The organism is Candidatus Manganitrophaceae bacterium (genome assembly GCA_012960925.1).
Classification (GTDB): Bacteria; Nitrospirota; Nitrospiria; order SBBL01; family JAADHI01; genus DUAG01.
This window is the reverse complement of sequence record DUAG01000011.1, coordinates 137893-159324: the sequence shown is the minus strand read 5'-3', so window position 1 is coordinate 159324 and position 21432 is coordinate 137893. Positions and strand designations below refer to the sequence as shown.

Sequence of the window (21432 nt, the reverse complement as noted above, 5' to 3'; positions counted from 1 at the left end):
TTTGCGACAGAACCTAGAAACCCAGTTACAAATAACTACGATGAGCGTAAGTACTTTCTTGATTCATTGGGCGATATGTCGCTTTTAGAGTGTGAAATCTTAGCGTTCATAAAAACACAGCCTCAGCAAACACAAGTTGGTGAAATCAGTAAGCCAGGAGTAGATCAATATGCAATCGTTGGAGTAATTGGTCGTCTTAAATCTCGTGGATTTATAACTGGGGCTCAAGGCTCATTTTCAATCGGTGGCGGCGCAGACAATTCTCTTCAGGGGTTAGTTTCAATATCACCGTATGGTGAGCGGTTTTGTATATTTTGTCTAAGCGCATAACAAGGTGCTCAAGCGAGGACGCGCTAATGCGCGCCGCTGGGGTTAGGCCCCTAGAAGTTAGATGCTGAAAACCACATATAAGCACCTTAATACAGTTCAAAAAGGATCATTTGGAGAGGCCTTCTCCAAGATGGCCTTCACACTAGAAGGCTTTGAGGTATACAGCTCTGAATATGATGATCGTGGTATTGACTTTATTGTAAGGAATAATTCTGGGAGGTATTTTGCTGTCCAAGTAAAGTCGACTGACGCCAGTTCAAATCCGTCTATAAAGAAAGACAAGTTTCAGGTAACTGCCGATTTTCTTTTTTGTGCAGTACGAATAATAGAAGGTAAGCAACCTGCCCTATATATCGCCAGAGGCTCCGACTGGCAGTCCAACATTGAGTGCCTGAATTATAATCCCAAGGGCGGTGCATCGAGTTATTGTCAAATCTGGTGTATGAGATCTTCATTAAGCGGCGACCTGATCTGATTTATTGATCTCAATCCCATCTTTAAATGGAACTCCTTCGATGACTTTGGCGAGGTAGTTAAAACCTCTCAACCTGCGCCAGTTCAGCTCAGCACATTGGCTGAGTTTGAACATCATATGCAACATTCCATCTCTGGATAAACAACCTTTCGAACGTTTGGTTCGATGCCGAATGGTGCCAAAGGTGGATTCGATCGGATTACTCGTTCTCAGACTTTGCCAATGTGTGGCAGGGAAATCATAAAAGGCCAATAACTCCTCTCTGTCTTTTTGAAGACAAAGTGTCGCCTTCGGATATCTGGCCTCATAGGTTTTTATAAATAAATCAAAAGCACTTTCTGCATTTTCCAGCGTATCCGCCTGCCAGATATCGTGTAATGCCCCTTTCCCTTTGGCTTGTAGCGACTTTGGCAAGGCATTTAATACACTGCAGGTCTTATGCATCCAGCAACGCTGTTGGCGTGTGTCCGGATAGATCTCTTCCAGGGCAGCCCAGAACCCCATGGCCCCATCTCCGACAGCAAGCTGAGGACTGTTCATGCCCCGAGATTTCAATTTCAACAGGACTTCACGCCAACTCTGTGTGGATTCCCGGACCCCATCTTCTATTGCCAAAAAGTGCTTTTCACCTCGGTCATTGACCCCAATGATCACCAAGGCACACAGCTTTACCTGTTCCCCTCTCAGGCCGCTGTAGATGCCGTCTGCCCAAATATAGACCCAACGATCTTTGCCCAATTCGCTCCGATTCCAATCTCGATACTCCTGTCCCCAGATCTGCTTCAAGCGTGAAACGGTATTGGCCGAAAATCCAGAAGCCTCGGGGCCAAGTAATACCTTGAGGGCTTCACTCATCTCTCCGCTACTCACGCCCTTCAGATATAACCAGGGGATGGTCGCTTCCAGCGAACGGGTCTTCCGGATATACGGCGGAACGATGGCAGACCGGAAGGTGACGGATTCTCCTATTCGAGACCGGACTTTCGGAATCTTCACGGTCACTGGGCCGATGCCAGTCTGAATGGATCGCTCAGGAAGGGAGCCATTTCGAACAACCGCAGCATGACCTTGATCGGTTTGTTGTCCGGAATATTGAGATAACATCTCTTGCAATTCCACTTCTATCGCCTGTTCAATCAATTTCTGGGCGCCCGTCCTAAGTAAATCTCTGAATGGGTCTGAAATCTCTTCTCGATCTTTTAACGAAATAACGGTATGATCTTTCATGGTGGCGTATCCTCCAGGTTGTTTGATTCATTCGCAGTTTCAAATCAACCAGATACGCCGCTTTTTTTCAAGCCCTCCATACACCACTTTCAGTTATAACTCTCGTAAAACGGGTTGCTGATTCATTAGATGCCACAATTAATTTAGACGCAGGCAATCAAAATAAAGGCCTGAACATCTCCATCTCCATTCCCAGGGCCTAGAGTTAGGCCTTCTCGCAATAAACGATGTTCGCCCGGAACACGGGGAGGACGCACTTTTCAGACCCCCGATACGCTAAAAGTACTGCATTACTTTATATTTTCCTAAGCTATTGCTAAGATTCAATCCGTATACTCACTTACATTTATCACTAGGGTCTCAATGTTTCCAGGTTCCATTATCGGGACCATATGAATTAACGAACAAATTTACCCGAAATTTGGCCCGTATCTATGACTGTCTCATCGTAAGAACTTGCACAAACCTTACTGATGGAGGAAAGGCCCGTACGACAAGGAGTTATCCCAGAGAGTCGGTAAACTAAAAAAGGGTGTTCTGTGGGCTCTCGAGGCCATATGGAGGCTGATGATGATAAAACCCTGTACTCTGGATTTCTATTCGAGTGGTGGGCGAATACCTTAAATAGCGATTTAAAAATTCTCGTGTGCGGATGCGTTCCGGCACGCAGAAAATATGGCCTTAAAAGAAAGATCATCGAATCGTTGCGTGTGTTTCAAAATTTCCAGGCGAAGAGCCTGGAGACTTCTGAATAAGTTATGGATCATTTTTTCGGGGCAAAAATGTCTCGTTTCTGCGTTGTAAACTATTGAAAGTAGCGGGCTATTATCTGCAATTTTCGTCTTGAAAAGACTAATTCAAGGTTTGTCTGACAGCATGATTATTAATGTTTATCGTGCTCGTGAAAATTCAAAATAGGATAACAACAAAGAGGAGGTAGAGGAGACTGGAGAAAAGAAAGTTAATCTCGAGCGTGTGCTTTGCACACGAGGCCATAACTAACTGACTTGGGACCGTGGATGACGAAACGAACGCCAAGAAGATCCGTTCCCTGGTGGGTTGATTAAGGAGGATGTGTAATGATTATTAAAGAAAGAGCACTGTCTATTGGAGACAAGACCTGGAGGGTAATCCGCAGGTGTGGTACTTTCAGCCTTGTTATAAGTGTTATCGGGTTTTCCGGCATACAGGCCTTTGCTCAGACGGCAACACTAGCGAACGGAACCGTATTGACGCGAGTGAACCCACCCAAAGTGTTTGCGACAGAGGGTCCAATAACGGATATCAACGTTGCAGATAGGACACTCACCGTCACCGGAAAGCTCCTGACCTTCCCGGTGACGCTCAACTCGGGTTTAGTGGGTGCCCTTGATGTGCCATTCGAGATGAGCGGTTCGTCGGCCCTCGGACAGGACGGAGAGGCCACGACTGGGATCGGCCCGGTAGGGACCTTTGATCGCCTGCTCGACGCCAATGCCACGGTTCGTGATGTGAATATGACCGACCCCACGCTTTTGACGCGTGAAGCAACTAAGGACCGCCGAGGCGCCGCCCGGTCGATCTTCAGCTCGATCGAAGCTGGCAGGGACCCAATTGCATTGGCGGCTTTGCAGGACAATTACTTTAGTTATGTTCAGAAGGCTTGGGCCGTTCATCAGGCCAATCTTCCATTAGATTTCCTCGATCGCGCAGGGATTCGAACTGGTGGCAATGTCTATCCGGCGACCGCGGGTGCAACCCTTAAGTCGGCCGGCCATGTCTATGAAGATAGCGCGGTTCCACCTAACCCATATTTCATCACAGACATCGAGACCGTTCTCGAACTCTCTGAGAATGTCGCCAGCGGGGAAGTCGTCAGCATCGATGGGGGAGACAAGGCTTCAGGTCGACCGGCCTCTATGGTGATCGGCGATTTACTCCTGATCTTCAACCAGGATCCCCGCTTCGGTTCCGATATCTTCGGAATCCTTGAAACGACGATCCCGTTTAACCTCTTTCTCTCTTCAGGAACGGGTATAACGGTTGACACCATCGGGCACATGGTCGGCGGACACGTCCTCTTCATCCAGGAACTCGTCACTGAGCTGCTCGACACGACCGGGGGTGTTTTTGCGATCACCGAACGTTGGCGTTTCGATGAAGGGGGCAACAGGATTCGCTTCCGCGGCGAAGTCAGCGAGGTGAATGTCGATACCGACGACGAAATTGAAATGGAGGTCGTAATTTTTGACCCAGGACCAGACTCCCAGTGTAATGCTACGACCGGTTGTCGATTTGATGTCGACATTCTGCCACCCGAGGCAGCTATCGGCGTAGGTATCGGTGCCGGAACAACTCCGGGCGGGGTCTTCGGTTTCAGGGTCCGTAGAGATGTCACCGTAGCGAATGTTTCTTTTGTTACCATCAACTTGCGCTACAAGAAGGACATTGGGGCTCCTGTCCCCGGAAGTTCTCGAGATCGCCTTGCGCATCCCAACAAAGGAGACATAGCCTTCACCGAAACGATAGCTCGGGTGGAGGTCGATGGAGTCAGGTAAGAGAGTGTGGAGGTAATAGAATAGGGGCAAGATCCGTCTGGCCCATTGGATGAACACGCCGACCCCGGGAGCATAATCTTCCGGGGTCGGCGTCATTTGAAGGTAGAATCATAAACCTTTCCATGCCCCGCTTATGACTGCTCCAGTTTGAGAGATCGCTGAGTTATCTCCATTGCATGAAGAGGGTAGTAACGTATCCCTTTTCGGTTTTCAGGGTTTAATCAAAAAACTGGCTAACACCATACATAATGCTAAAATAGAGGTCGATATACCGCTTCGCCTTTATCATAGAAATTCCGAGGTTTTCTGAGGAGCCATAAGGGCTCTGGCCCGAAATAATTCCGAATCCACGGCCTTGATCGTCCGGCTCATCTCAGAGGTGATTGCCCTTTTGGGAGATCGAAGATCTCAATCGCCGCCCGTGTATGTACAACCTCCCCTACAAAGTACACAATCAGTTTCACATCTTCGGACATATTGTACCCCCCCCCATAATAGGGGAGGGTTACATGTAGACCGGGGGCAGCAACAAGTATTTTTTTAGTTGGCGAACATGAAACCGCCGGATTTTAAACTAAAAAGATCTAAGAAATGGGGATATTTGCCATCATCCGGGAAGCCAGATTCTGCTTTTTCGTGAGGCCCCGGTCTCAGCATGTGGGAGGATTCGTGCCTGAATGGTTTTGCGTTCTCTCGGTTCAGGACTGGGATCAGGGCCAGGTGAGGAGGTTTATCTTCAAACCCTCTGCATCGAAATCGAATGGACGGAAACCCCTGTCGAAGGTCACCCTCTGGTGATGACCACCCGGGTAAGAGTCACCTCGCCCTTCAGGGACCGGGTTTCACCTAATTGAGAAAAGAGGAAGCCTGAGCTATTCTCTTGGGCACTTTGGTTCCAGCATTTTGTTTATCTGTTCGAATTCGCAGGGGGGGGCACCAATAATTTATTTTGTTCCAGAACTTAAGGAAACTGTATGCGATTTTTGTAAACGGGACAGAAAACTCAAGAAAGCCTTCTGGTTTCGCCACCAATTTCATTTTCTTTCCACATTCAAAGCACCGCATTATTTTTCCCTCATTGGAGGACCTCTCACGCGTCCTGACAAATTTATCAGGCGGTTCCCCGAGGATCAATACGAATAACTTGTCATTTGGCTGAACATTTCAAGATCACAACAAAAATATTCCGAATCCCACGAATTTTGTTATTTTTTGGTATAGTGGTACATTCAATAAACGAAAACTCTTTTTGGCCTTCAAAAGGCCAGTTGAATCTTGCCTATGAAAAATCTCATCTCTGCCTATAAAACAGACAACTTTTTTGACGAGATGTTTGAAAGCCCGCAATCGCCTCGTCCGCACTACCGCCAATTCTGCAAGCGGCTTTCAGAACTTTCTATGAAAGAATTTGACAGGCGGCGGCGTCAAGCCGATCAGGTTTTTTTGAATCAGGGGATTACCTTTACGGTCTATGGAGATCCACAGCAGACAGAACGGATCTTCCCCTTTGATCTGATCCCGCGCATTATCCCGAATAGTGAATGGCAGCATATCGAGCAGGGTTTGCGCCAGCGCATCCATGCCCTGAACGACTTTTTGGGGGATATTTATGGAAAGCAGCAGATCTTAAAAGACAAGATTGTTCCACGTGAACTGGTGGAAGGCTCTGCGGAGTTTCTCCCGGATCTTGTCGGGTTCCGACCGGAAAAGAATATCTTTGTCCATATCTCCGGTGTCGATCTGATCCGTGACGAAAAGGGCACCTATACGGTCCTGGAAGACAATCTCCGTGTCCCTTCCGGGATTTCATATGTCCTGGAGAATCGTGTTGTGATGAAACAGGTCTTCCCGAACCTGTTTTCGCGGATGCGTGTCCGGCCAATCGATCACTATCCCAACCAGTTGCTGGAGAACTTAAGATACCTTGCGCCGCGCTCAGTTGAAAACCCTACGATCGTCCTCTTGACCCCCGGTGTTCACAACTCCGCCTATTTTGAGCATACCTACCTTGCCTTGCAAATGGGAATCGAACTGGTTGAAGGTCAGGACCTGGTGGTGGAAGGGGACCGCATCTATATGAAAACGACTGAAGGGCTCCGAGCCATTGATGTCATCTACCGTCGTATCGATGATTCTTTCTTGGACCCGGAAGTCTTTCGAAGCGATTCAACGCTAGGCGTTCCCGGACTGATGCGCGCCTATCGTGCGGGCAACGTGACCTTGATTAACGCGGTCGGGACGGGTATTGCGGATGACAAGGCCATCTATGCCTACGTCCCCAAGATGATAAAATACTATCTGAACGAAAACCCGATCCTCCCCGGGGTCCAAACCTATCTTTGTCATCATGAGTTGGATCGCTCATATGTCCTGGAGCATCTTTCTTCTCTTGTGGTCAAGGCGGTCGGCGAATCCGGGGGATATGGTATGCTGATGGGGCCGGCCTCGACCAAGACCGAACAGGAGGAGTTCCGGAAAAAGATCATTGCCTCCCCACGAAACTATATTGCTCAACCGGTCATATCGCTTTCACGGCACCCCTCCCGTGTGGGAGATCGCATAGAAGATTTTACATTGGCCGGACGTCATGTCGACCTGCGGCCCTATGTTCTTTATGGCAAGGAGATCACGATGTCCCTTGGCGGGTTGACCCGGGTGGCCTTGAGAGAAGGGTCCCTCGTCGTCAACTCATCGCAGGGCGGGGGCAGTAAAGACACCTGGGTCCTTTACGGAGAAGGATAGATGCTCAGCCGTACCGCAGAAATGTTTTTTTGGATCGGCCGCTACATGGAACGGGCAGAATATACCGCGCGCCTGATCGATGTTTATTACGACCTTCATCTTGAAAGCGCGGGCTATGATGAATCTGTTGCTGATTGGGAGCGCTACCTGGACGGAAGAGGGGATGCCCCTTCCTATGGTGCTTTGTATCAGGAGATCAATACAGAGAATGTCCTCGATTTTCTCATTCTCAACAAGCAGAATAAAAATTCATTGGTCAACCTCATCCAGATGGCGAGAGAAAATGCACGCGGCATTCAGGAGCAGCTTTCAATCGAAGCCTGGTACCATCTGAATCGTTTTCACCTCAGTCTCAGAGACCGCACACTTTCTGAGTTAAGGGCAAACCCGCATAATCTTTTGAACGAGATCAAAGTGGGATGTTATACCCTGGCCGGTGTTTTTCGGAGTACCCTGCTCCGGGGTGAGGGATGGGCCTTTTATCGGCTTGGCAAAAACGTTGAGCGGACCCAGCATACCGCACTCTTGCTGATTCACCCGGCACTCCTTTCCCCGGACCCGGATGTACGGGCCTTGCCCGCATACCAGCAGTGTATTGCCATCTTGAAATCAGCAAGCGCGCTTCAGGTTTATCGGAAAGTCTACGGCGGGCACCTTTCTCCCAAAACCATTGTGCAGTTTCTACTGTTTCATAACCGCTTTCCCCGGTCCGTCCGTTTTTCCATCAACCTGGTTCAGGAACTGCTGCCGGGTCTCTCGGGTCCTGCTCGAAGCCCCAAGCGGCGTGAAGCAGAACGGTTGTCCGGGCAGTTGGTTTCCGATTTAAAATACAGCAGTGTTGAGGAGGTTTTTCAGTTGGGTCTGACCACCTTTATTACCGAGGTGCTCGAACGTCTTGACCTCTTGAGTCATGGGATCGAAAATATTTTTTTTGGATCAAGCCATTTTTCCGATCAACTTGTGCCGGCTTTACAGCGAAAACGGCATCGTCATCGCGAACCCGGGGTTTCTCCGGGCCATGCCACCAAGGCGGTCCTTTCTGTTCGTCACCAGTTTGTCTACACCTATGACTCCCTGGTCACACAGGTACAAACACTTATGCGCCTTGCTCCGCCGCAACGCTACGGACGTCAGCGACGCCTGGATATCCGCTGGCATATGGAACCGCCGGCGGACTATCGAAATTTTACCGATGCCTTCGGAAACCTGGTTTGGCAACTGGACCACGTGAACATTAAAGAGATCAGCTGTACCATAGAAATGCGGGTCGAAACACAGGCCCTCTATGGGATGGATCGGTCATTGATCTACCAAGGGATCTCCGCACAGGAATCGGAATGCACCGTGGATGCAATGGAATTCAAGCGCTTGACGGCCCTGGTCGACCATTCAGAGACGATTGACCGGTGGGCAAAGAATTTGAAAGAACGGGGGGTATCTTCAATTGAAATGGCGGAGACCATCCTTCATCAGGTGGGGTCTCATATGCAGTATGAGGCCGGGCAGACCCATGTCGGAACACGGGCTTCTGAGGCCTTCAAGCTGGCAAAAGGCGTCTGTCAGGATTATGCCCATATCATGCTCTCTCTTTGCAGGCTGGCGGACCTTCCCGCCCGATATGTCTCCGGCTATCTGCCTGGAGAGGGACAGATGCACGCCTGGGTGGAGGTCCTCCTCCCGGTGGGCCCGGAACAGATCCCGATATGGGTTGCGTATGATCCGACCCACATACGCCGATGCGACGAGCGGTATATTACCGTTGGGATCGGTCGGGATTATCAGGATGTCGCCCCGACCAGCGGTTTTTATTCCGGAGATGCGGCCAGCACACTGGAATCACAGGTATCGGTCACGGTTGACTCACAAGGCCCTGCGGAGAAACTCCTCCCTCCACCGCTGATTGGTGGGAATGCTTCCCCCTCAAGGGCGGAAGCGCAGCAACAGCAGTAAGCATCACTTCCTGAGATCTATTCCTTTCCCGAAAACCCCTCTAATGTTTTGAGTCGCCTCTCCTCAGCTTCTTGTAGCGTTTTCTCTAAGCCCCTTGCCTTTTTCAGTACATTTACTCGTGATTGAATAAACGTATCCACTGTACCTTGAACCTCATTCTTGGGCGGGGTCTGTTCCATTTTTGGAGCATTATTTTCTTCTAATGAGCATGCTGTGCTCAGCAACAGCATGCTCATTAGGATGATGTGTCTGGTTTTTATCATTAGAGTTCACCTTTTAGGATCCCGACAAGAGGTTGCACCAATATTTTTCGTTGATATTTTCTGTCCATGATCAACAATTATACCTGATGCTTGTCTTTTTCGGGTTTCAGGGAGAAAGGGAGTGGTATTTTAAGGAATACGGAAAAATGGAGGAGATGGATACGAAGGCTCCATCAACTTATGAGACGGCCGGCTCAAGCATGCGAAGCGTTCCGGTGTCTGCATTCAACTGCATGGGAATCCCGAGGGGGAGGGTGGCTATTCCTAAGCCATGTCCGGAGGGAAACCCAAGAAGCATGGGACACTGGAAATCCCCTAATATGTCGAGGATGATTTCCGGAAGATTCTTGGGGTTGCAGCCAGGCATTTCACCAAAAATAACCCCTCGCACGCGGTCAAACTTCCCCAGCAGTTTTAAATAAGAAAGCATTCGGTCGATTCGATAGGGGGCCTCATTGATATCTTCGATGAAGAGAAGCCTATCGTCGGTTTCGATCTCAAAGGGGGTTCCGATCGTGGTGCAGAGCAGCGTAAGACACCCCCCTGTCAAAATCCCTTCAGCGGTCCCGGATTTGAGGGTTTGAAGGTCTGGAAATTTCATTTCAGCAGTCTTCCCGGAAAGGATTTCGAATAAATGCGTTTCCAGCGCCGGAGAGGCTTCCCTGCCGAAATGAGTGGCCGCCATCGGGCCGTGGAATGTGACCCAGCCCAGGGAATGTGTGAGGTAGAGGAGCAGGGTGGTAATGTCGCTTGAGCCGACAACAATCTTCTGAGATCCAGCCAGAATATTTCGATCCAGATGGGGAATCATCCGGGCCGTCCCCACCCCTCCGCGGGCACAAAAGATGGCGTCAACCTTTTTGTTCAAGGCCATGGCCTGAAAATCTCCGGCCCGGTCGAGATCTGTCCCGGCGAAATAGCGTTGGCGCCGGGTCACATTTTTCCCCGGAATAACATGGAAGCCCAGGTGTTCCAGTCGGGCAATTCCTTTTTGGAGCAAGTCTGACTCGACCCAGCCAGCGGGCGCGACGATGCCGATGGTCCCTCCCGGAGAGAGTCGGGGTGGTTTCTTGAGGGAGAGACTATGCATGGATCACTTCCCGGTAGATGATGTTATGCAGAACGGGGCGAAAAGCCCGGATCTGTTCGTTTGCTGTGTCCGGATGGACGCGGTTGGTCAGGAGGATGACGGCGAGGTCTGTCGTTGGATCGACCCAGATCGAGGTTCCCGTGAAGCCCAGATGGCCGAAACTTGATTTGGAAAAATGGCGACCTGAGGAAGAGGGTCGCGAGGGGGTGTCCCAACCCAGGCCCCGTGAAGACCGCGCCGGGATCATTTTTCCTCTTTGACACGTGACAAAGTTTTTTGCCAGGGCTGCGTTGAAAATCCCTTCTCCTCGGAGTCCATCAAGCCAGAGCCGGACCAGTTGGTAAACTTCTTTTGCCGTTGAGAAGAGACCGGCGTGGCCGGAGACGCCTCCCATCGCGTAGGTGTTGTCATCATGGACAATGCCACAGACAACCCTTTTCCGCCGTGCGGAGTCTTCCGTCGCCGCGAAGTCCCTGTTTCGGGCGGCGACAGGCCGACGGCCCTGATTGATGAAAAAGGTTTCCCTGCAAGGGATCTTTGAAAAGAGGCGCCGGGAACAGATCCGGTGAAGAGATGCCTCTCCAACCTTCTCAATGATCTCTCCCAGAAGCATAAATCCGATATCGCTGTAGCGGCTGACCTCTCCGGGGGCGGAGATAAGCGGCTCCTTCCGGGCCAGTGTGTAAACGGCTGCTTTGGCCTCAGATGACCCGAGAAAGCCGGATTCTTTTTTTGCCCGCCTTGCAATCGTCTGGAAATAGGGCTTCCAATCGGGGAGTCCGGAGGAGTGGGTTAGGAGGTGGCTTAGGGTGATCTCTCTTTTTGGGCCGCGCGTAAAGCCAGGGATAAATCGGGTCAGCGGGTCCTTGAGGCTTATCCCTTCCTCCTGGATCATGAGGAGAAGGATGGCGCTAGTCGCCAGCGGTTTGGTCAGGGAGGCGAGATCAAAGAGGGTATTGCGTTTCATTGGTTTTTTTTCAGGAAGGAGTGAGGCGTGACCAAAGGCCTTGTGATAAACGACTTTTCCCCGATGATGGATCAGTAAGACCCCTCCCGGGAAGACCTTTGTTGAGAGGCCTTCTTTCATCTTTTCTGTCGTTGCGGCAAAGGGTTTCATGAAGATTGTAACTGCGAAAGGAGTTTCTGGTGAATGCCTCCGAACCCGCCGCTGGACATGATGCAAACCAGATCACCAGCTTGAAGTTGGCCGGAAAGTTCAGAAATGATCTCTTCCGGTGTCGGGATGAAGAACGCTTTTTCCCCCGCACGCGTCAGATCTCCAATAATTTTATCAGGATTCAGTCGCTCGTCCGGAGGGAGTTTTTCCAGGGCAAAGGGCCGGGCCAGAACAATCCGGTCGGCTTTCTTAAAGGCTTCTACAAAGGCGTCCTGAAAAATATTACGTCGGCTCGACGCCGATCTGGGTTCAAAGACGACCCAGATCCGTCGGGTGGGATACCGCAGGCGGAGAGAGGCCAGGGTTTCTGAGATGGCGGTCGGATGGTGGGCAAAATCGTCCATGATGATAATATCTCTGGCGATGCCGACAATCTCCTGTCGTCGTTTTACGCCTTTAAAGCTTTTAATCCCCTCCTGGATCTTTTCCCAGGAAAGACCGAGGTGATGGCTGAGCGCGATGACGGCCAGGGTGTTTTTGATATTGTGCCGACCGAAAAGGGGGCTCTCGATGCTCCCCAGTCTCTTCTGATGATAGGAGACATCAAAACGGATCAGACCCCCCGCAACCTGGATGCCCTCGGCCAGCCAATCCATCTTGTTTGCCTGTGCGTTATCGTCCATCTCTGTGCCGTATCGTTCGACTCGACAGCGCAGGTTTTGTGTGACCTCATCAATGGCTTCATCTCCGGCTCCGGCCAATAAAAACCCATCCGGCGGGAGGAGCCGGACAAATTTCTGAAAGACCGCCTTCACGGCTTTGAGGTCTGAGAAGATGTCGACATGATCAAATTCAATACTCGTCAGGATGGCATGGCGCGGGTGGTAATGGAGAAATTTAGGACCTTTGTCGAAGAAGGCGGTATCATATTCATCCCCTTCAATCACAAAATGCGGTCCCGCCCCAAGTCGATGGTTGCTGTTGAGATTCTGGACCCAGCCGCCGATCAGCATGCTCGGATCGCATCCGGCAGAGGTCAGTACCCACCCCAAAATAGAGGAGGTGGTTGTCTTGCCATGTGTCCCGGCGACCACCAGGGACTTCCGCGGCCTAAGAAAATATTCCTCCACGGCCGCAGCCATCGAAAGCGTAGGGAGCTTCCGTTTCAGTGCCTCAACAACCTCCGGATTGTCTTTTCCGACGGCGTTTCCGATAATCACGAGATCGGTTTCCGGATCAATATGATCCGGCGCAAACCCGCTCTTGCAGACAATCGCGGCCTTCTCGAGGAAGGTACTCATCGGGGGATAGACCTGGGCATCGGAACCGGTGACCTCATGCCCTGCTTTTTTCAAGAGCCCGGCCAGGGCCGCCATCCCGGTGCCGCAGATGGCGATCATGTGGATATGTTTGGGCAAGACGGATATCTCCTGATGAACAAGTTGGGAGGAGTTTAACAAGCGAATTTCATTTTATCAAGCCTCGGATGTGATGCAAGCTGGAAATTCTTGCAAGCCCGTTGAATGATTGACAATTTTTGGCCTCTATGGTAGCGTGAATCCTTTTCCGAACGAGAGATTACATGGTCATTCCTTCGTTTAAAGACTTTTGTGAAAAAGCCAAAAAAGGGAACCTGATCCCGGTTTATCGCGAGATTCTGGCCGATACGGAGACCCCTGTTTCCGCTTTTCTGAAGATCAAAGAGGGGAATTACGGCTATCTTCTTGAAAGTGTCGAGGGCGGCGAGAAGTGGGGCCGATATTCCTTCCTGGGGACGGCCCCCTCGGTTGTTGTCAAGGGAGAGGGCCATTCTGTCTCGATCATTCGAAATGGAAAATGCGAGCTTACGACGGTCGAAGGCAATCCCCTTCTCGTCTTAAAGCGGGTGCTCGCGGAATACCGACCGGTTGAAGTTGAGGGACTCCCGCGATTTTTTGGCGGGGCGGTTGGAACCCTTGGCTACGACATGGTCCGTTTTTTTGAGCCGCTACACTTCAAGAAGGGTGGTCGGACGATGCCGGACTTTTTTTTTATGTTGACCGACACCCTCCTCCTCTTTGATAACGTCAAACACCGAATCAAGGTGATCTCGAATGCCTTTATCGGGAAGGACGATCTGAAGGTTGTTTATGAGAGGGCCATTGAAAAGATTGACGCCTTGATTCGACGTTTGGCGCAACCGCTTCCGGCGCAGGCCCCGGCCCCGGGGGGTTTGCAGGCGCCTGTTGCAGCACCTAAGTCTAATTTCACCCGGGACCAATACAAAAAGGCGGTTCTTTCGGCCAAGGAATATATCAAGGCCGGAGACATCTTTCAGGTCCAGATTTCCCAGCGGTTTTCAAGCCGTCTAAAGGCCGAGCCCTTTATGGTTTACCGGGCGCTTCGAAGCATCAATCCCTCTCCCTACATGTTTTACCTCCATATGGGTGAACGTCATATGGTCGGAACTTCGCCCGAGGTTCTGGTCCGTCTGGAGGGAGAGCGCGTCGAGCTGAGGCCTATCGCCGGGACGCGCCCGCGTGGCCAGTCACCGGAAGAAGATTTGTCCCTTGAAAAAGAGCTGCTTGCAGATCCAAAGGAACGGGCCGAGCATGTCATGCTGATTGATCTCGGCCGAAACGACGTTGGCCGCGTCTGCCAATACGGGACGGTGAAGGTCGATGAAGTCATGGTGATCGAACGTTACTCTCATGTGATGCACATCGTCTCAAACGTGATCGGAAAACTTCTCCCGGGAAAGGATGCTTTTGACGTCCTGAGCGCCTGTTTTCCGGCGGGAACCGTGACCGGAGCCCCGAAGATCCGTGCGATGGAGATCATTGATGAACTGGAGCCGGAAGGGCGCTCTCTCTATGCGGGTGCGGTTGGTTATTTCAGCTATCAGGGGAACATGGATACATGCATTACTATCCGGACCATTGTTATTGAAGGGGATGTGGCCACCATACAGGCGGCGGCCGGCATTGTCGCCGACTCCGATCCGGACCGTGAATATGAAGAAACAATGAACAAGGCCAGGGCGATGCTGGAGGCGATCAGCTTGGCGGAACGCGGCTTAGTGTAACGGTCTAGCTCACCCGTCTAAGGCGCCATGGCGGCGTTGTTGCGGTGCTCGAATCCTCATGTAAATATACGTTGCGGTTCTACGCTCCTCATGCCTTGCCCTGAAGCCTGATCCGGGCAATCTGAACCGTTACGGATTTAAAAAATAATAATCTGAGGTTTTAATAGAAATGCTGCTTGTGATTGACAATTACGATTCTTTTACCTACAACCTGGTTCAATATCTGGGAGAGATGGGGGAAGAGATCGCCGTCCATCGAAATGATCAGATCACCCTGGAAGAGATTGATAGCATGCGCCCTGATAAGATTGTCATTTCTCCGGGTCCGGGGATCCCGAAGGATGCCGGAATCTCAATAGAGGTGGTCCGGCGGTTCGGGCAGGATATCCCGATTTTGGGGGTTTGTCTGGGACACCAGGCCATCGGAGAGGCCTTCGGCGGTGAAGTCATTCGCGCCGACCGCCTGATGCATGGGAAAACATCCATTATCTCGCATGATGGTCGTTCGATTTATCTGGGTCTTCCGGTCCGCTTCCCGGCAACCCGGTATCATTCGCTTATCCTGAGGCGGGAGAACCTCCCTGATCTTTTTGAGGTCACCGCATGGACTGACGAAGGGGAACTCATGGGAATCCGGCACAAGACGGCCCCCATTGAAGGGGTGCAATTTCATCCGGAATCCATTCTGACCGAAGTCGGGAAAGATCTTTTGAAAAATTTTCTGAAGAAATAAAACCTGAAAGAAAAGATCCCAGGAGAGATCATGATTAAAGAGGTAATCAGCAAGGTGGTCGAGCGTGTTGATCTGACGGAGGCCGAAGCGGAAGGGGCGATGCGCGAGATCATGGAGGGGACCGCAACTCCATCCCAGATCGCCTGCTATATCACGGCGCTCCGGATGAAGGGAGAAACCGTCGCGGAGATTACCGGGTCAGCGCGGGTGATGCGGGAGAAAGCGACCCTGGTCCGGGTTGATGATCCCCTGGTGGTCGATACCTGCGGGACCGGCGGAGACCGAATGAATACCTTTAATATCTCGACCACTGTGGCCTTTGTGGTGGCCGGGGCGGGGGTGACAGTGGCGAAACATGGCAACCGCTCTGTCTCAAGTTCCTGCGGAAGTGCCGATGTTCTGAAGTCGCTGGGCGTTCGGATTGATCTTCCGCCGGATGAGGTGGAGCGCTGTGTCAATGAGCTCGGCGTTGGTTTTCTCTTCGCGCCGCTCTTTCACGGGGCGATGAAGCATGCCATGATTCCTCGCAGGGAGACCGGTATACGGACGATATTTAATATTCTTGGCCCTTTGACCAATCCGGCCCGGGCATCGGTTCAGGTCCTGGGCGTTTTTTCGGAGGAACTGACCGATCTTCTGGCACAGGTTCTTGTCAATCTCGGAACCCGTCACTGTTTTATCGTGCATGGGATGGATGGACTGGATGAGATCACGGTTTCCGGAAGAAGCCGTATTTCAGAAGGAAAAGAAGGGCGGGTCGCGGCCTATACGCTTGAGCCGAAAGACTTTCAGTTTTCCAATCGGGACTTGAAAGACCTGATGGGAGGGAGTCCCGAAAAGAACGCGGAGATCCTCCTCTCCGTCTTGAGAGGCGAAAAAGGGGCGAGGCGCGAGGTTGTTTTGATGAATGCCGCTCCGGCGTTTGTGGCAGTCGGGAAGGCGAAGACTTTGCAGGAAGGGGTGGCCCTGGCCGCTGAATCGATTGATTCCGGTCGCGCGCTGGAAAAACTCAATCGCCTGATAAAGATCACAAATCAATCGTCACGACCGGAAAGCTGAGGACGATGCGCTTTTTAGACGAGATCGTCAAGGTGAAGCGTGAAGAGGTCGCTGGTCGCTTAAGCCGGGCCGCCCTCAGGGAACTTCGATCACGGATTGGAGATGCTGAACCGACGCGCCCTTTCCAAAAGGCGCTGTCCGCTAAGGACCACGGTTGGCCGAGCTTGATCGCTGAGATCAAGAAGGCCTCGCCGTCGAAAGGGATTATCCGGGAGAGGTTCGATCCACTTGAGATTGCACAAATCTACGAAGACGGGGGCGCTGCCGCCCTGTCCATCCTCACGGAAGAACATTTTTTTCTTGGAAACCCTGCCACGCTTAAGGCGGTGCGGTCGAAGGTCTCTCTTCCGCTTTTAAAGAAGGATTTTATCATTGATGCGATTCAGGTTTATGAGGGCCGTGCCTGGGGTGCCGATGCTATTCTCTTGATTGCGGCCCTGTTGGAGAAATCGGAGGTGAAAGATTACTTTGATCTGGCGAGGGAACTTACTCTGGATGTTTTGGTTGAAGTGCATACTGAGAAAGAGTTAGAGATGATTGTTGAGTGGGCGCCGATGATCGGGATCAATAATCGGAATCTGGAAACCTTCGAGACGAACCTCGAGACGACGTTTCGCCTGCTCAAAGAGGTTCCGGAAGGGCGGACCCTCGTCAGCGAAAGTGGGATTGCTTCACGAAAAGATATCGAGGCACTTCAGGAAGCGGGCATCGATGCCATCCTGGTGGGGGAGTCCTTGATGGCATCGGAAGACATCGGAAAAAAAATGAAGGAACTCATTGGAGAGTAAAATGAAGGTCAAGATCTGTGGTTTGACAAATTTAGAAGATGCGCTGGCCGCTGTTGAATATGGGGCGGATGCCGTCGGTTTTATCTTTGTGCCCGAGAGTCCGCGCTTTGTTTCGTTTGAGGATGTTGCTGAGATAACCTCCAAACTCCCGCCGTTTGTGACCACGGTTGGCGTTTTTAATTCGGCGGGAAAGGGGATGCAGTCTGTAATTGATCGGTGTGCGATTGATCTGATCCAGCTGTATGGGGCCTTTCCCAAAGAGATCTCGTTCGACTTTCCAAGGAGGATCATTCAGGTGATTCGTGTTCAGGATGAGAAAAGCCTCGATGTCGTCCCTCCCGGTCCGGTCCGGGCCTTTCTTCTCGATACCTACCGGGAGGAGGTTCTTGGCGGGAGTGGCGTTTCGTTCGATTGGGATATCGCTGCCAAGGCAAAACGCTTTGGAAAGGTTATTCTTGCCGGTGGTTTAACGCCCGAAAATGTTCAGACCGCGATTGAGAAGGTCAGGCCGTATGGTGTTGATGTGAGCAGCGGGGTGGAGATGCGTCCGGGGAAGAAAGATCATCTTAAGTTGAAAGCGTTTATCAAAGCGGCAAAAGAAATGAAGGAGACTCATGCTTCTTCCGAATAAGAAGGGCCGCTTCGGCCCCTATGGCGGGAGATATGTTGCCGAGACCTTGATGCCGGCCCTTCAGGAATTGGAAACGGTTTATCAGTCGGTTCGTCGAAAACCGGTATTCAAGAAAAAGCTGGCGGATATCCTGAAGCATTTTGTCGGTCGTCCGACCCCCCTTTACTTTGCCCCACGTCTTTCGGAGCACCTCGGCGGTCTGAAGATTTATCTGAAAAGGGAAGACCTTTGTCATACCGGTGCCCACAAAATCAATAATACCCTTGGACAGATCCTGCTCGCAGAGGAAATGGGAAAGAACCGGGTGATTGCCGAGACCGGAGCCGGTCAACATGGTGTGGCCACCGCGACCGCGGCGGCCCGTTTCGGTCTAAATTGTGAGGTTTATATGGGGACGGAGGACATGAAACGCCAGGAACTCAATGTCTTCCGGATGCGCCTGCTCGGGGCGAAGGTCACCGCCGTTGATGCCGGGAGCAGAACATTAAAAGATGCGATCAGCGAGGCCTTACGGGACTGGACGGCGAATGTCCGGGACACCCATTATATCCTCGGGTCGGTTCTGGGACCGCATCCTTATCCGATGATGATCCGGGATTTCCAGTCGGTCATCGGTCAGGAGGCGCGGGAGCAGATCCTGCGCACCGAGGGACGCTTTCCAGATGTCATGATTGCCTGTATCGGGGGAGGAAGCAATGCGATTGGTCTCTTCACTCCTTTTCTCTCCGAGCCCGCAATTCGGATGATTGGGGTGGAGGCGGGCGGCCTGGGTATCGAAACTGGAAAACACGCGGCCCGGTTTGCCACCGGGACCCTGGGTGTCCTCCACGGAACGATGACAACCCTGTTGCAGGATGCTGATGGTCAGATTCAGGCAACCCATTCGATCTCAGCCGGCTTGGACTATGCGGCGGTCGGTCCGGAACATAGTTATTACCGGGACAAACAGCGGATCGAATACACTTCTGTCACGGACGATGAGGCCTTGTCGGCCTTTCGCCTGCTGGCCGAGGCGGAAGGCATCCTCCCCGCCCTGGAGTCTGCGCATGCGGTGGCCTACCTGGTGAAGCTGGCGCCCTCCCTCCCCAAGGGACAGATTGTTGTCCTCAACCTATCCGGTCGGGGAGACAAAGATGTGGATCAGTTGTCCCGAATGGAAGGTTTTATGTAACGACCCAACACTCCGATCTTTACCTCCATGGAAGCGTTGCTGTGGTACTTGAATCCTCGCGTAGTGATCCCTACGCTGCGGGTCTGCGCTTCTCGCGCCTTACCCTGAAAGTAAATCTAGGCATGCTGAATCGTTACACGGATTGAATGAATATCTTAGAGTAAAAGGGAGTACAGAATGAGCCGAATCGAGGCCGCCTTGAGAAAGGTCCAGGCTAAAAGGGAGAAAGGCCTGATCGCCTATGTGATGGCAGGCGATCCGAGTCTGGAAGAGAGCGCAAAGATTATCCTGGAGATAGAGAAAGGAGGCGCCGACCTGGTTGAAATCGGCATCCCCTTTTCCGACCCGATTGCGGATGGTCCGACCATTCAAAAGGCATCTGAGCGTGCCCTTCGACAGGGGGTTAACGTCAGGAAGGTTCTGGACCTTGTTGCAAACCTTAGACGGCAGACAAAGATCCCGTTGATTCTCATGAGCTATTGCAATCCAATCTATGCCTTCGGTATTGAGTCTTTTTTTAAAGAGGCCAAGCGTGCGGGAGTGGATGGGTTGATTGTTCCGGATCTTCCTCCCGAAGAGGCCGCTGATTTTATCCTGCAGTCACGAAAGACGTGCATCGACCAGATCTTTCTGGCCGCACCGACGACACCTCTTGAACGACTTGAGAAAATCATCAAAGTGGTGACGGGGTTTCTTTATTATGTTCCGCTCACCGGAGTCACCGGTTCGGAATTGAAGGGAAAAAATAGTATTGGCGAGAGAGTCCGTCAGATCAAATCGCTGACGGAGAAACCGGTCGCTGTTGGGTTTGGGATCTCAACGCCTGAAGACGCCAAAAAGATCGGGTTGGAAGCCGATGCCGTCATCGTCGGAAGTGCTTTGGTGAGAATCATCGAAACGGCATCAAGTGATTCCGACTATCTTTTACGCCTGTCCGGATTTGTGTCTTCCTTAAAACAAGCCCTCAGGTCTTAGATTTGAAGCGGGTTGACGCGACAGGTTATTTTAAAAAATTACCCCCTTCGATAATCCAGGAGTTTCTTGATATCCATCGGCTCAGAATACCGGAAAAAAGAAAGCTCTCTTCGGTCGATCCCGAAAACGGACATGCGGTCGGCCAGTTCGTTGCCTTCAATTCCGCTGTGGGCTTTGACATGTGAGATGACAGCACCCTTTCTTATTTTTTCATACAGGGCATGCGCTTCCTGGATGATTTCCAGGTTTTTGATGTCTCCCGCCTTCTTTCTTCTCCAGCCCTTTTTCTTCCAGCCATAGGCCCAAACCGTGACGCAATTGATGGTGTATTTTGAATCGCAAAAAATTTGAACGGCCCTCCCCTGAGCAGTATAAGGTTTCGCGATGAGCAGGGCCTGATGCAAGGCATTCAATTCTGCGGTGTTGTTCGTCCCATGGGGGTTGTAGAGCCCGTACCAGAGTTCCACGAGTCTGCCACTACGATAAACAGCCAGCCCTGACCCTGCTTTGCCTGGATTGGGATCACAGGCGCCATCACAGTAAATCACAACCTCGAATGTTTTAGTGGAGGCAAGCTCTAACCCGGACAGCTTCGTGATTTCTTTTCTAACCTTTTTCGTAGGGGATGATTTCCACCCTGCGGTATAAGCTGCTTCTGATTCTTCCCGGCTTGTAAACGACTTGTATATTGCCCCGGGAAACTGATCAACCTGTTTTTTCGTATACAACCAGCTTGTGAAAACCCCCGTCTTCCGACCCACCCAGACGACATAAAACTTTTTTGGCATACCTTTTTACCTGGGAAATCAGTGATTCTGAGAAGATCTAGACGCTTTCTCCCTCATCCGGAGACTGATCTGAGTTCTCATTGGCCTGCGCATCGCTCTTTTCCAGTTTGCGTTTCTTTTTTTCTTCTTTCTTTTTTAACTTTTCTAATTCTTTCTTTCTTTTTTCAAATTTGAAATTTGTTCTCGCCACTCTGTGATCCTCTCTGATAAGATTTTTAATTCTTCTCCGCTTACATTGGGTCTCTGTTAAGGAAGCTCTGATTAAGTCTGAGTTGATTTTTTTTCAGGAGATCTTATGTTTCGTTTCAAAGCGAAAGTCGCAGAGAATCGCCCCCTATGTTCAAGATTTGCAACGCAAAAGCGGGACATCAGTGCCCTGAAAAAACAATTCATGACTTATTCAGAGGTTCCTTAATAACGCTTATATCTTTGTAAGTCAACCTGGCATCGGGGTCACTGTTTTTGAAATGACGGGGTGTTTCTGCTATAGTG

Annotated in this window: 17 protein-coding genes; 11 read left to right on the top strand and 6 right to left on the bottom strand. The window is 51.2% G+C overall.

What is annotated here, in order from left to right:
• The first annotated feature begins 391 nt into the window (after positions 1–391).
• Positions 392–805, top strand: coding sequence for a DUF4365 domain-containing protein (locus tag EYQ01_02105; protein HIE64607.1), 414 nt, complete (start codon positions 392–394; stop codon positions 803–805).
• Here EYQ01_02105 and EYQ01_02100 read toward each other — a convergent pair.
• Positions 785–2032, bottom strand: a complete 1248-nt coding sequence (locus EYQ01_02100) for an IS256 family transposase (GenBank protein ID HIE64606.1) — start codon at positions 2030–2032, stop codon at positions 785–787. The genes EYQ01_02105 and EYQ01_02100 overlap by 21 nt on opposite strands.
• A 1079-nt stretch (positions 2033–3111) precedes the next feature.
• Between EYQ01_02100 and EYQ01_02095 the strand changes: the two genes are divergently transcribed.
• The 3 genes from EYQ01_02095 to EYQ01_02085 all read left to right on the top strand — a co-directional run bounded on the left by EYQ01_02095 (position 3112) and on the right by EYQ01_02085 (position 9261).
• Positions 3112–4569 carry a hypothetical protein gene (locus tag EYQ01_02095; protein HIE64605.1) on the top strand — a complete coding sequence of 486 codons (1458 nt, stop codon included), beginning with the start codon at positions 3112–3114 and terminating at the stop codon, positions 4567–4569.
• A 1281-nt stretch (positions 4570–5850) separates the two neighbouring features.
• The gene (locus EYQ01_02090; GenBank protein ID HIE64604.1) at positions 5851–7311 is read left to right on the top strand and encodes a circularly permuted type 2 ATP-grasp protein; all 1461 of its coding nucleotides are present in this window, start codon (positions 5851–5853) and stop codon (positions 7309–7311) included.
• Positions 7312–9261: a hypothetical protein gene (locus EYQ01_02085; GenBank protein HIE64603.1), complete on the top strand. Its 1950-nt coding sequence runs from the start codon at positions 7312–7314 to the stop codon at positions 9259–9261.
• 17 nt (positions 9262–9278) lie between these two features.
• On the opposite strand, the gene EYQ01_02080 is transcribed toward EYQ01_02085, so the two are convergent.
• The 4 genes from EYQ01_02080 to mpl form a co-directional block, all read right to left on the bottom strand.
• Positions 9279–9497: a hypothetical protein gene (locus tag EYQ01_02080; GenBank protein HIE64602.1), complete on the bottom strand. Its 219-nt coding sequence runs from the start codon at positions 9495–9497 to the stop codon at positions 9279–9281.
• A 205-nt stretch (positions 9498–9702) separates the two neighbouring features.
• Positions 9703–10614: an LD-carboxypeptidase gene (locus EYQ01_02075; protein ID HIE64601.1), complete on the bottom strand. Its 912-nt coding sequence runs from the start codon at positions 10612–10614 to the stop codon at positions 9703–9705.
• On the bottom strand, positions 10607–11731 hold the full coding sequence (locus EYQ01_02070; GenBank protein ID HIE64600.1) for a class A beta-lactamase-related serine hydrolase: 1125 nt from the start codon (positions 11729–11731) through the stop codon (positions 10607–10609). Before EYQ01_02070 ends, EYQ01_02075 begins: the two co-directional genes overlap by 8 nt.
• The gene (mpl, locus tag EYQ01_02065) at positions 11728–13149 is read right to left on the bottom strand and encodes a UDP-N-acetylmuramate:L-alanyl-gamma-D-glutamyl-meso-diaminopimelate ligase (protein ID HIE64599.1); all 1422 of its coding nucleotides are present in this window, start codon (positions 13147–13149) and stop codon (positions 11728–11730) included. The genes EYQ01_02070 and mpl overlap by 4 nt, the downstream gene beginning before the upstream one ends.
• Positions 13150–13313: 164 nt before the next feature.
• Here mpl and trpE point away from each other — a divergent pair, with 164 nt between their 5' ends.
• From trpE to EYQ01_02030, 7 genes are all read left to right on the top strand, one after another.
• Positions 13314–14795 (top strand): anthranilate synthase component I, encoded by a 1482-nt coding sequence (gene trpE / locus EYQ01_02060; protein ID HIE64598.1) that lies wholly within the window; start codon positions 13314–13316, stop codon positions 14793–14795.
• 169 nt (positions 14796–14964) lie between these two features.
• Entirely contained in the window at positions 14965–15528 is a 564-nt protein-coding gene (locus tag EYQ01_02055; GenBank protein ID HIE64597.1) for an aminodeoxychorismate/anthranilate synthase component II, read from the top strand.
• A gap of 30 nt (positions 15529–15558) precedes the next feature.
• Entirely contained in the window at positions 15559–16587 is a 1029-nt protein-coding gene (trpD, locus tag EYQ01_02050) for an anthranilate phosphoribosyltransferase (GenBank protein HIE64596.1), read from the top strand.
• Between the two features lie 5 nt (positions 16588–16592).
• Positions 16593–17375, top strand: coding sequence for an indole-3-glycerol phosphate synthase TrpC (gene trpC / locus EYQ01_02045; GenBank protein ID HIE64595.1), 783 nt, complete (start codon positions 16593–16595; stop codon positions 17373–17375).
• A 1-nt stretch (position 17376) separates the two neighbouring features.
• Positions 17377–18006 (top strand): phosphoribosylanthranilate isomerase, encoded by a 630-nt coding sequence (locus tag EYQ01_02040; protein HIE64594.1) that lies wholly within the window; start codon positions 17377–17379, stop codon positions 18004–18006.
• Complete coding sequence (gene trpB, locus EYQ01_02035) at positions 17990–19177, top strand: tryptophan synthase subunit beta (GenBank protein ID HIE64593.1); 1188 nt, start codon at positions 17990–17992, stop codon at positions 19175–19177. Before EYQ01_02040 ends, trpB begins: the two co-directional genes overlap by 17 nt.
• 177 nt (positions 19178–19354) lie before the next feature.
• Positions 19355–20152 carry a tryptophan synthase subunit alpha gene (locus tag EYQ01_02030; GenBank protein ID HIE64592.1) on the top strand — a complete coding sequence of 266 codons (798 nt, stop codon included), beginning with the start codon at positions 19355–19357 and terminating at the stop codon, positions 20150–20152.
• 38 nt (positions 20153–20190) lie between these two features.
• Here the strand turns inward: EYQ01_02030 and EYQ01_02025 are convergent, their stop codons facing one another.
• Positions 20191–20940: a ribonuclease HI gene (locus tag EYQ01_02025; GenBank protein HIE64591.1), complete on the bottom strand. Its 750-nt coding sequence runs from the start codon at positions 20938–20940 to the stop codon at positions 20191–20193.
• Between the last annotated feature and the right edge of the window lie 492 nt (positions 20941–21432).

What these genes read in the sequence shown, in the direction of transcription:
- trpB (HIE64593.1), top strand. Translation starts at nt 17,990, where the DNA reads ATGCTTCTTCCGAATAAGAAGGGCCGCTTCGGCCCCTATGGCGGGAGA.
- EYQ01_02105 (HIE64607.1), top strand. Translation starts at nt 392, where the DNA reads ATGCTGAAAACCACATATAAGCACCTTAATACAGTTCAAAAAGGATCA.
- trpD (HIE64596.1), top strand. Translation starts at nt 15,559, where the DNA reads ATGATTAAAGAGGTAATCAGCAAGGTGGTCGAGCGTGTTGATCTGACG.
- EYQ01_02100 (HIE64606.1), bottom strand. Translation starts at nt 2,032, where the DNA reads ATGAAAGATCATACCGTTATTTCGTTAAAAGATCGAGAAGAGATTTCA.
- EYQ01_02070 (HIE64600.1), bottom strand. Translation starts at nt 11,731, where the DNA reads ATGAAACCCTTTGCCGCAACGACAGAAAAGATGAAAGAAGGCCTCTCA.
- trpC (HIE64595.1), top strand. Translation starts at nt 16,593, where the DNA reads ATGCGCTTTTTAGACGAGATCGTCAAGGTGAAGCGTGAAGAGGTCGCT.
- EYQ01_02085 (HIE64603.1), top strand. Translation starts at nt 7,312, where the DNA reads ATGCTCAGCCGTACCGCAGAAATGTTTTTTTGGATCGGCCGCTACATG.
- EYQ01_02025 (HIE64591.1), bottom strand. Translation starts at nt 20,940, where the DNA reads ATGCCAAAAAAGTTTTATGTCGTCTGGGTGGGTCGGAAGACGGGGGTT.
- EYQ01_02075 (HIE64601.1), bottom strand. Translation starts at nt 10,614, where the DNA reads ATGCATAGTCTCTCCCTCAAGAAACCACCCCGACTCTCTCCGGGAGGG.
- EYQ01_02095 (HIE64605.1), top strand. Translation starts at nt 3,112, where the DNA reads ATGATTATTAAAGAAAGAGCACTGTCTATTGGAGACAAGACCTGGAGG.
- EYQ01_02055 (HIE64597.1), top strand. Translation starts at nt 14,965, where the DNA reads ATGCTGCTTGTGATTGACAATTACGATTCTTTTACCTACAACCTGGTT.
- EYQ01_02090 (HIE64604.1), top strand. Translation starts at nt 5,851, where the DNA reads ATGAAAAATCTCATCTCTGCCTATAAAACAGACAACTTTTTTGACGAG.
- EYQ01_02040 (HIE64594.1), top strand. Translation starts at nt 17,377, where the DNA reads ATGAAGGTCAAGATCTGTGGTTTGACAAATTTAGAAGATGCGCTGGCC.
- trpE (HIE64598.1), top strand. Translation starts at nt 13,314, where the DNA reads ATGGTCATTCCTTCGTTTAAAGACTTTTGTGAAAAAGCCAAAAAAGGG.
- EYQ01_02080 (HIE64602.1), bottom strand. Translation starts at nt 9,497, where the DNA reads ATGAGCATGCTGTTGCTGAGCACAGCATGCTCATTAGAAGAAAATAAT.
- EYQ01_02030 (HIE64592.1), top strand. Translation starts at nt 19,355, where the DNA reads ATGAGCCGAATCGAGGCCGCCTTGAGAAAGGTCCAGGCTAAAAGGGAG.